Origin of the sequence: Bacillus sp. ISL-57, assembly GCF_018613135.1 — a bacterium.
GTDB classification, from domain to species: Bacteria; Bacillota; Bacilli; order Bacillales; family DSM-1321; genus Peribacillus; species Peribacillus frigoritolerans.
On the sequence record NZ_JAGGQV010000021.1, the window covers coordinates 24,758 to 35,626 of the forward strand.

Annotated in this window: 11 protein-coding genes; 2 read left to right on the plus strand and 9 right to left on the minus strand. The window is 40.7% G+C overall.

The features are described from left to right. Window positions 1-86: 86 nt before the first annotated feature. Window positions 87-236 (minus strand): 50S ribosomal protein L33, encoded by a 150-nt coding sequence (gene rpmG / locus J7I90_RS23280; RefSeq protein ID WP_028391797.1) that lies wholly within the window; start codon window positions 234-236, stop codon window positions 87-89. Between the two features lie 117 nt (window positions 237-353). Next, window positions 354-962, minus strand: a complete 609-nt coding sequence (locus J7I90_RS23285) for a hypothetical protein (RefSeq protein WP_034308418.1) — start codon at window positions 960-962, stop codon at window positions 354-356. Window positions 963-1,386: 424 nt separating this feature from the next. On the opposite strand from J7I90_RS23285, the gene J7I90_RS23290 reads away from it, so the two are divergent. After that, window positions 1,387-1,767, plus strand: coding sequence for a hypothetical protein (locus J7I90_RS23290; RefSeq protein WP_214773962.1), 381 nt, complete (start codon window positions 1,387-1,389; stop codon window positions 1,765-1,767). Window positions 1,768-1,769: 2 nt separating this feature from the next. Continuing rightward, complete coding sequence (locus tag J7I90_RS23295) at window positions 1,770-2,219, plus strand: endolytic transglycosylase MltG (protein ID WP_214773963.1); 450 nt, start codon at window positions 1,770-1,772, stop codon at window positions 2,217-2,219. 68 nt (window positions 2,220-2,287) lie between these two features. On the opposite strand, the gene phoU is transcribed toward J7I90_RS23295, so the two are convergent. The 7 genes from phoU to J7I90_RS23330 form a co-directional block, all read right to left on the minus strand. Then, a complete protein-coding gene (gene phoU / locus J7I90_RS23300) occupies window positions 2,288-2,941 on the minus strand; it encodes a phosphate signaling complex protein PhoU (protein WP_048682139.1) in 654 nt (217 codons plus the stop codon). 19 nt (window positions 2,942-2,960) lie between these two features. Then, window positions 2,961-3,782 (minus strand): phosphate ABC transporter ATP-binding protein PstB, encoded by an 822-nt coding sequence (pstB, locus tag J7I90_RS23305; RefSeq protein WP_214773966.1) that lies wholly within the window; start codon window positions 3,780-3,782, stop codon window positions 2,961-2,963. 21 nt (window positions 3,783-3,803) lie between these two features. Beyond that, on the minus strand, window positions 3,804-4,682 hold the full coding sequence (pstA, locus tag J7I90_RS23310) for a phosphate ABC transporter permease PstA (protein ID WP_214773964.1): 879 nt from the start codon (window positions 4,680-4,682) through the stop codon (window positions 3,804-3,806). 3 nt (window positions 4,683-4,685) lie between these two features. After that, complete coding sequence (gene pstC, locus J7I90_RS23315) at window positions 4,686-5,585, minus strand: phosphate ABC transporter permease subunit PstC (RefSeq protein WP_214773967.1); 900 nt, start codon at window positions 5,583-5,585, stop codon at window positions 4,686-4,688. A 138-nt stretch (window positions 5,586-5,723) separates the two neighbouring features. After that, a complete protein-coding gene (locus J7I90_RS23320; RefSeq protein WP_106026896.1) occupies window positions 5,724-6,689 on the minus strand; it encodes a PstS family phosphate ABC transporter substrate-binding protein in 966 nt (321 codons plus the stop codon). 208 nt (window positions 6,690-6,897) lie between these two features. Next, the gene (locus J7I90_RS23325; protein WP_214773965.1) at window positions 6,898-9,066 is read right to left on the minus strand and encodes a peptidoglycan D,D-transpeptidase FtsI family protein; all 2,169 of its coding nucleotides are present in this window, start codon (window positions 9,064-9,066) and stop codon (window positions 6,898-6,900) included. Between the two features lie 193 nt (window positions 9,067-9,259). Beyond that, a complete protein-coding gene (locus J7I90_RS23330) occupies window positions 9,260-10,480 on the minus strand; it encodes an MFS transporter (RefSeq protein WP_034308434.1) in 1,221 nt (406 codons plus the stop codon). Window positions 10,481-10,869: the final 389 nt, after the last annotated feature.

A 10,869-nucleotide genomic window follows, 5' to 3' on the forward strand; every position in this document is an offset into this window, starting at 1 on the left:
TTCTGGTGAAAATATACACTAAAGGAAAGAGAGAAAAGAAGGACTCAAAAAATGCATAAAAAAAACAACAGGAAAAATCCTGTTGCTTACTTTGTTTCACGGTGAGTCGTGCTGCGTTTTTCCCTTGAGCAGTATTTTTTAAGCTCAAGACGGTCTGGATTGTTACGTTTATTTTTTTTAGAAATATAGTTACGGTCTCCACATTCAGTGCAAGCTAATGTAATATTCACGCGCATTGTGTATTTCCCTCCAAACATATTGACATTTTCACATAGGACTTTTCTATAATATCATTATTCAATGCGAATTGCTAGTATGTTTTTCGGGAAATCCAACATAACTTTTTCGTATTCTCAATTGTTTACGTTTTGCATCGTCAGGAGGAGTTGATTATTTATAACTTTCGCTTCTTCTTTCGTTTCGGCATGAATGACCCAAGCCACAGCTTCCACACATTCTTTCGGTAAGATTTCCGTTTCTAGCGTAAACACACTGGTAACTTCCCCTTTGGCGAGCGGTGAATAAGCCAGGAGACCTTCTTTCAAAGATTTGAAGCATCCTTCTTGATAAAGGCTTCCCTTACCTTGGATGCAATATTGAGAGATGCTTTTTCCTTTCACCAATCCACCCAATAAGGCAATCGATTGAGGGGCTACATGTAAAATCGCCCGTTCATTCGGGCTGTAAAAAGCCACCGCCTGCCTTTCGAAAGCGTTTTCATAGTGAAAAAACACTTTTGGGCGCTTCGTCTCGAATGAGGTATTCCTGATCGTGAACTTCGAAAAGGTCACCTGCCCTTGGGTATACGTCTGTGAAAGTGTCCGGATCTCCCCATTAGGATGACTCATCATATCTTCCTCAGGATACCAATCAAAACTCTCATCCATCCATAATCCAGCCTTTAATCCCTTACGAAATAATTCCTGGTTATCCTGTGGCATATACGCGAATAGCGAATTCATATAATCATCCCTTCCCCATCTTTATCTTTATATTACTTATCGTTAGGCGCTGACAGTGAAACGATCCACTTTAAATTCTGCACACCATTTTCTTATAGGTTCATCGATTTTTAACAATTCAAAATATTTCATTTTTTCGATTTATTCTATCTTTATGTTAGCACTGAATTGGCTGATGGACAATAAACACATTTTGTCGAATTTTATGTATGTTATCTCTCAAAGGTTTTTTTCCCATTTTCATGCCTAATTTTTTTTCATCAACGACGGCCACATCGCTTTTCGACAATATTTGAAAAAAAACAGACAATAAATGAAGTTTACTGCCTACTTCCAAAATATAAAAATATGAAAATCCCCAATTTTTTTCGAATATGTGTAAAATATAAGTATATTGTCGAAAATTAACTTCTGAGGTGAAAACATGGAAACACTTATCGTCCTTCTTTTTTCATTAGCGATCGTCCTTCTCATCATTTCCTTTTTCGGTAAAGATAAAGTTGCAAAATTAGAAGAAGATATAGAACAGATGACACTAACGTATATACAGGATATCTACCAATTAAAGAAGAAGGTGAAGATTCTTGAAGAGGAATTCGTTATCCAGGACGACCCTGTTCCCTCTGTAAAGGATCAAATAACTGTCACTTCCAATGATATCGAATCCATACATGAGATTCTAAAAAGCCAGGTTCTATCTTTATATAATCAAGGTCTCACTTTGGACCAGATCGCTAGACAATCATCGTTAACGAAGGAACAAACCCTTTCAGTGATCGAGCAGCAAAGATTGCGGGGTGAATGACAATGAACAAAGCAAGACTGCAAGGTCTTTCCGCCGGCATCATTTTTACAACAACAATCTTTGCTGCCTTTTATTATGGCACCGGAAAATTCGAAGGCACCACTCCCACTGCGGAGGAAGCTAAGGAATTGCTCGTAAAGGAGGGGTTCGTCATTACACTTCCTACCGAGGAAGCTAAAAAGACCGTCCAACCAAAGGATCCGGATAAGGTTTTAATGGAGAAGGAAGCAGAAGAGGCACCTTCCATCGTTACCTATACAATTAAAGTGAAAACGAATATGACCACAGCCGAGATTGCCGATCGCCTTTCCAAGGAAAAAATCATCGAAGATGCTGCTGAATTTGAAGCTTACATGAATGACCGTGATTTCTCGAAAAGAGTACAAATCGGCGAGTTTGTTGTTACGAATAATATGACATATAGACAATTGGCCAATACTTTGACACATTAATGAATAAGAGAGACTTTTAAATGGACTATGTCCGAGAAAAAGCCTCTCTTTTACAAATTAGGATAGGTTCATTCATTCCTGCTGATATATCTCCCTCTTACAAGGAAATAAATATTCTCTGCGATATTCGTTGTATGGTCCGCTGTCCTTTCCAAATATCGAGCAATTAGGGAAAGCTGCGTAACCTGCTGAAGGTTTTTTTCATCTGAAAGGCGAAGGAGACTTCGAATCATTTCTCCATAAAAGCGATCAACCTCATCATCCATTTCAATGATTTCTCTTGAAAGAACAACATCTTCCTTCTCAAATGCTTCTATTGAAAGTCGAATCATTTTTAATGTAATATCATGCATCTGCTTTAATGGTGTTAAAGGCAGAATAAATGGCTGGTCACCGATTCGGATCGCCGATTTGGCGATATTCACACCAAAGTCTGCCATCCTTTCAATATCCGAGGCGATTTTTATGGCAGCAATGATACGCCTTAAATCAATCGCAACCGGCTGTTGCTTAGCAATCAGTAAAATCGCAAAGTCATTTATTTCCTCTTCCAGTAAATCAGCTATTGTATCATCATCAATAACTTCAAGAGCCTCATCTACATTATTGCTTTCCAGTGCGGCATATGATTTTGATATGGCACCTGAAGCTAAATTAGCCAACTTCACGATTTTCTCTTGCAGCTCTTTCAATTGAAGCTCGAAATTTTCACGAACGATCATTATCGCATCTCCTTTTCTCTTAACCGAAACGCCCGGTAATGTAATCTTCTGTTCTTTTATCATTCGGATTAGAGAAGATGGTATTTGTATCAGAATATTCGATGACTTCCCCATTTAAGAAGAAGGCTGTTCTATCAGAGATACGTGCTGCCTGCTGCATGTTATGGGTAACGATGATGATGCTGAAATCCTTTTTCAGTTCCTGGACCAATTCTTCTATTTTCAACGTGGATATCGGATCAAGGGCAGAAGTAGGTTCATCCATTAGAATGACATCTGGTTCGATAGCCAAACATCTGGCAATGCAAAGACGCTGTTGCTGTCCACCTGAAAGTCCATATGCATTTTCATGCAGACGGTCTTTCACTTCATTCCAAATCGCTGCCCCTTTTAAACTCTTTTCGACAATCTCATCAAGAATTTTTTTATTTTTAATTCCATGGATCTTTGGTCCATATACAACATTTTCATAAATGGATTTAGGAAAGGGATTAGGCTTTTGGAAGACCATCCCCACCTGTGTCCTTAAATCTTCCACCTTATAGGACTGATCAAGGATATTCCTGTTCCTATATTTAATCTGTCCTGTCGTTTTCACATCCGGGACTAGTTCTATCATTCGGTTCAATGTTTTAATGTAGGTGGATTTCCCACATCCTGAAGGCCCAATGATGGCCGTCACTTCATTTTGGTGCATATCCAGATTAATATTTTTCAAAGCATGGTTTTCTCCATACCATAAATTAAGATTGGATGTTTCATACACCTTTTCCGTCAAGGCAGCCGATCCGACATTATCGATTTCGATAGCCGGTGACTCTTTTTCTCTCGTTAAGGTCATATTCATGCTTCCTTCCTCCTATCAGTATCTTTTCTGGAATTTATTTCGAATTATAACGGCTATTGAATTCATGAATATTAACAGGATGAGTAAAACGATGATTCCCGCGGCAGCAACCTGCTGGAATTCCTCCTGCGGACGAGATGTCCAATTATAGATTTGCATTGGCAGCACTGTAAATGTATCCATGACCGTTTGAGGTAAAAAGGCGATGAACATTGGTATGCCAACCACCACCAATGGCGCCGTTTCACCGATTGCCCGTGACAAAGCAAGTATTCCTCCAGTTAAAATGCCAGGTATCGCAGCAGGAAGGACCACTTTCAAAATGGTTTGCCACTTTGTTGCACCCATTCCAAACGAAGCTTCCCTTAAATCACGAGGTACGGCACGTATGGCCTCCTGGGCAGCAACTATGATGACCGGGAGAACGAGTAGGCTCATGGTCAGGCCCGCAGCCAATATGGATCGGTCCAAGGCAAGAGCACGAACGAAAACCGTTAAGCCCAGTAGTCCAAATACTATTGACGGGACACCTGCCAGATTGGAAATATTCACTTTGATAAAAGTGGTGATCCAATTCTTCCTCGCATATTCCTCTAAATAAATGGCCGTTCCAACACCGAGCAGCAGGGAAACCGGGGCCACCACTACCATCAGCCATATTGAACCGATCAGCGCTGCCTTTATACCAGCCTCTTCAGGTTTCCTGGAAGCGAAATTCAGAAGGAAATCCCCATTCAGACTACCAATTCCTTGAGTGAATATCCGATAAAATAAGATGGCCAATACGAGGAGGCCAACCAATGTTGCCAAGAAGAATAATCCTTTACAAATCGTGTTAACAGCAAGCCTAGCAGGCATTTTTTTTGCAACATGGCTTTTGTTTATCAGTTTCATGACTTAATATTCCTCCCTGAACTTGCGAGAGATGAACTGCGCCAGTAAATTCATGATAAGCGTAAAGACGAACAGTGTCATTCCAACCGCATATATGCTGTAGTAAATCGTTGTTCCATACCCTGCATCCCCAGAACTGACTTGAACGATATAAGCGGTCATCGTTTGAATCGATGAAGTGACATCCATGCTCATATTTGGGGTTGAGCCACCGGCAACACTCACAATCATGGTTTCCCCGATCGCTCTGGATAAAGCAAGAACGATGGATGCCACAATTCCAGAAATGGCTGCTGGCAATACCACTTTAATTGTCGTTTCAAGTTTCGTTGCTCCTAAAGCATACGCACCTTCGCGGATCGACTTCGGTACTGATACTAGGGCATCTTCCGACAAAGAAGCTATCATCGGCATGATCATGATACCTACGACGATTCCAGGACTCAGGGCATTGAACATGTCAAGGGAAGGAAATAAATCCCGCAAAACCGGTGTTACAAAAGTTAAGGCAAAAAAGCCATAAACGATAGTAGGAATCCCAGCTAAAACTTCTAAAATCGGCTTGATGATTCTCCGTGTTTTCTCTGATGCATATTCACTCAAGAAAATGGCTGTTGCAAGTCCTACCGGAACTGCAACCACCGCTGCTATGACTGTTATCTTCAACGTTCCAACAATAAGGGGCATAATCCCATAGGAAGGTGCAGATGCAAATGGCAGCCACTTAGCTTCCGTAAAAAATTCGACGATGGATACTCTGTCAAAAAAGATGAATGTTTCAAATATAAGTGTCAGGATGATCCCGATTGTAGTAAAAACGGAAATTGCCGCCGTAAGGAACAAAAGCTTAGGAATGACTTTTTCCATATTGATTTTTTTCTTACTTTTCTTTTCCAGAATCATTTGCTGTACAGAATAGGTTTCTGTTTTTCTAAGTTCCAACTTGCATCCTCCATTTCAGACACGCAATATTTGGATTTACAAGCTGTTACCCCCGCCTTAATCGAGTCAAGGCGGGATTTCAATAGCCTGTAATATCGTTTATTTTTCCAATTCTTTTAATTTATCAAGATCTTTCTGGTACTCTTCTTCCGGCAGGCTGATATAACCCACTTCTTCTGCAAGCTCTCCTGCATTTTCAATGACGAATTGAGTATAATCTGCAACTTGTTCTTTTTCAGCTACCGACTTATTAGCTACATATGTGTAAAGTGGACGTGACAATGGTGCATATTCCCCACTTTTAATCGTTTCATGCGTCGGCTCTACAGCACCTTTGCCGTTGTCGATGGAAATGATCTTTAACTTATCTTTATTTTCAGAGTAGTAGGCATAACCGAAGAATCCAATCGCATTTTTATCACCTTCTACACCTTGTACAAGAACGTTATCGTCTTCTGAAAGCGTAGCATTTTCCACCATTGGTTTTTCTTCAAGGATCACTTCATTGAAATAATCATATGTGCCTGAATCTGTTCCCGGAGAGTAGAATTTAATTTCTTCGTTCGGCCATTCAGGACGTATATCAGACCATTTCTTCACCTTTCCATTATCAATCCACAGTTTTTGAAGTTCTTCAACCGTTAGTGAATCGATGAAATCATTATCTTTATTGGCGACGATTGAAATACCGTCAAATGCCAGTTTCAATTCTGTATATTCAACACCCTTTTCATCAAGTAAGGCACTTTCTTCTTCTTTCACCGGGCGGGATGCATTGGCTAGGTCCGTATCACCAGCGATGAATTTCTTGAATCCCCCACCTGTTCCTGATGATCCCACTGAAACCTTCACATCAGGCTGTGTAGCCATGTATTCTTCCGCAACTGCCTCCATGATCGGAAAGACCGTTGAAGAACCATCCGTAATCACTTCTCCCTTGAGTTGATCTGAAGCCGCTTCATTTCCTTTACCGCTGTTTGAAGTATCATTAGATCCACATCCAGCTGCCACTGCGATTACTCCACCCATTACTGCGGTCATAGCCATAAATTTGAAACGTCTCATTTGTAAATCCCCCTAAGAATTTTATATGAATATTTTGTCCTACTCCCACATCATACTTTCAGACTGTAAATTCCGTTTAAAGCATTTGTAAATATTCAGTAAATAATTGTGTGCTTATTGTAAAGATGAAAGAACTGTGCTGATGCGTTCTTAAAATGCAAAAAAACACGTTTCCGGTTTTACCCAAAAACGTGTTTTTAACCTTTTATTATTCATTTTCCTGGCTTTTTCTAACTTCAGCCTGGTCCTTTTGAACGTCTTTACCATTCTCCACCTTCAAATCGGTCGAGGTTCCAGTATTTTCTTTCTTAGCCCGTTCTTTTTTCAGTTCGAAATAGGTATCCATGATTTCTTCACCTATCTCTTTACTCATGCTGTGGCCTGAATGTCCTTGGTATGCCCATGGCACAACGACCGCAAAAGCGACCTCAGGATTTTTAGCTGGGGCATAGCCAACAAGCGTGATGTTCATCGTTTCTTGGGGCTCGCTATAATCCATCCGGTTCGGGCCGTCATAGAATGCTTCCGCCGTCCCGGTTTTAGCTGCCACTGTATATGGTTTATTTCCAAAATACTTATAAGCCGTTCCGCCTTGTTCCATCGCAACTTTATCGAAACCGCTTTGAACACGTTCAATCCACTCGTCCTTCATATCAAGACGATTAAGAACAGTCGGTGAAACGTCTTCGGCAACAGGTCCCAATTGCTCATTATTATCAACTGGATCGCGGATTTCCTTAACCATATGCGGCTTCATGCGGTTACCGCCATTCGCAATGGTTGAAACATATTGCGCGAGCTGCATTGGTGTGTACGTATCATACTGGCCGATAGCAAGGTCAAGCAGCTTACCTGGAGATGTTTCGGAGCCTTTGAACCCGCTCATTTCATTCGGAAGATCTATACCCGTGCGGACTCCCAAGCCAAACTGGGCAAATGAATTCCGCATGGTCGAAAAGGCGCTAGAACTAATATTCAATGGCTCATTCGGCACATAATGCGCACCTGCAATATTAATGGCCGTCCTGAACATATACACGTTCGAAGAAACTTTCAATGCGGTCAAATCATTTATGTTCCCGAAGTTGCTATATGAACCTTTGGGTTTTGTTCCCTTGATCTTAAGCTTTGTATCATAAAAGTACGTACCCGGCTGAATCGCACCTTGCTGATAACCGGTTAAAACGGTAGCACCTTTGACCGCAGAGCCCATCGTATAGGAAGTCGTAATATTTCCTAATGCGAAGTCCTCAATCGAGGATTTCCCCGTTTTTGGGTCCTTCTCATATTTCTTGCCAGCCATCGTCAACACTTCCCCTGTATCGGGATCCATCATGACGACAAAGGCCCTGTCCAAGAATTTAGTGTTACCCATTTTTTTCTTGGCAATCAATTGCTTTTCAATGATTTCCTCTGTTGCAAGCTGTAAATCCATATCAACTGTCAATATAAGATCTTTTCCTCGCGAACCTTCGGTAACCACTTCGGAATCGACGACATTTCCTGATTTATCGGTCACATTCCTTACTTTCGCTTTCTGCCCTTGGAGGATATCTTCATATTGCATTTCAATATAACTCTTACCTACACGGTCATTCCGGCTGTAATCACGTGCAAGGTAGTAGTTCAGGCTTTCACTAGGCAACCCTTCTTCTGATGAGGAAACTTTACCCAATACAGATTTAAGCGTTTTATTATACGTATAAAAACGATCCCAATCTGTTGATACATCGACGCCTGGGAGCGAATCAAGGTTTTCACTCACCTTGGCGAATTCTTCTTTTGTTACTTTCTTGTTTTTCACAATTTGCGGGGTAAGGGCATATCCGCTTGCAAATTCCCTGTAGATGGCAAGGACTTCCAGATCCTTTTCCGAAAGCTTTGTTTCTTCATCAGTAATCCGATCAAGCTGAAGCTTGTACAAATCACTTTCTTCCATCTCGCCCTCTTCCACTTTTTTCCGTTCTTTATCGGTAATCTTTTTCTCGGCCAGCTTTGGATTCTTTAAAATCCAAAAATCCTTTTTATCGCGCTCAGTCACTTTGTCTGTTTCCTTTTCGATCAAATTCGCGAGTTTCTCAGCCGTTTCCACCATTTCTGTTTGTTTCGTACCTTGCTTTCGTGTATATGTAATTGCATCCAGTGGTTGGTTATCGACCATAAGTTTTAAATTACGGTCATACATTTTCCCACGGGGCACCGAATTATTCACGGTCACTTCCTCTGTTCTTTCAATCTCACGCCGGTAATCATCACCATAAACAATCTGTACAACACCCAAGCGTAAAATTAAAGCGGAAAACAAAACAAACACTAAAAAGAAAAGAATATTCAATCTGAAAGGCACATGCGTCTTTTTCTTTTTCTTTTTATTCACACTAAGCCACACATCCTTTTTACATAGTCATAATAGGTCCTATACCATTCTATAGAACATTTATATTTTTTTCTACCTTAGTGTTCTAGAAATATTAAACATCTAACGAACTTTACATAAAAAGTGACTAACGGCTCATAAATCCTACAACCGTAAGTCATGTATATTGAAAAGAGGCCTCTAAGGCCTCTTTTCAATCTTGGTCAATGATATCGATTTTCCGTACAAACCAATATATCACGGTATGCCCTGCCCCGACGATCAACAGATAAATCGGCAGTAATTGCTTTAGGTCGAATAACATGACGGAAAGTATGAATCCTGATATGGATACAATCCTTCCAATATGAACGAACAATTCCCGGACAACGATATATTCAATCCTCATTTCCGCTGCTTTCCAAGCCCTGCCTATAATATCATAGGTCAGTGATATATAAGGGACCAAAAGAATAGGATAAGCGGTTGCGACAATTGCCCCATAAATGAGAAGCTTCCCGAATGTGATGTCAAATGCAATCAATAAGACCCCTGCATACAATAGGATTCCTCCAATAAGTATCGCCTTTTTGCGCATCGGCTGTTTTATATATCGTGAAGCAAAAAAATACGCAACGAATGATATGGCCGAATTTAACAGACCATAGCTCCCTAAGGCAAGTTCACTATCCGTCTGAATGAAAACGGTAATCGAAATGATGAACATGAATGTGCCCTCTCGAATCCCTTGAAAAAAGTGAGCACGAGTGATCAAGAGCCAATTCCGATTATTTTTCCGTTCCTGCAATATCCTAAAGAAGCAGTACCTGCCATGAGCCGGACGTCTTTTTAACGAAAAGCTAAGAAAAACCGCAATGGAAAACAATAGCAAAGACAGCCCGAATACAATGGAATATCCCGTGAATTTCTCAAGCCTCGAAATGATGAACCCTGAAAGAATCGGGCCGACCATTCCCCCGATGGATGATAAAATCCCTAAAAATCCATTGAAGAAATCCCTGGTTTCCGGTTCAGTTATTTCAAAAGTCAAGACATTATAGGCAAGCCAATAAAACCCATAACCGATCCCTAACAGCCCACCAAGCAACCAAAGGAAATCCGTTGCCCGTGTGCCGACCAATAGGACCGATAAATAAAACAGGGCCAAAAAGATAACACCCAGACGCAAAACAATGATTCGGTCAACCTTTTTCGCGAGCCTGCCGGCAAAGACAAAAGTAAGCGGTTGAAAAAGCACTACGGTTAGATTATATACGGCAATATCAACAATTTGACCGGATTGTTTCCACAAGTACACATTAACGAATGTATTGGATAAAGCAATACTTAGGCTGTACAGCCCGCCAATAAACAAAAGGAGGTGCAAATCCTTCTTCCCGCCCGCTTCACCCAACCATCTCTCTAAAATACCCATTGTTTTAACTCTCCTTTAAATTCCACTCTAGTGTTTGAAAAAACAAAAGAATTTATGTAAAAAAAGGTAAAGAAAACTCTTCGATTGGCGAAGACAGAGAAGTAGTTGCACTTATACTGTTTTCCTTAAAAGCTCTCTCAAATAAAATCAAGAACAGTATAAAGAAAACTCTTCGATTGGCGAGCCAGAGAAGCAGTTGCCCTTATACTGTTTTCCTTAAATGCTCTCTCAAATAAAATCAAGAACAGTATAAAGAAAACTCTTCGATTGGCGAGCCAGGATGGCGATGACAGAGAAGCAGTTGCCCTTATACTGTTTTCCTTAAAAGCTCTTCCTATTAAATCAAGAACAGTATAAAGAAAACTCTTCGATTGGCGAGCCAGGATGGC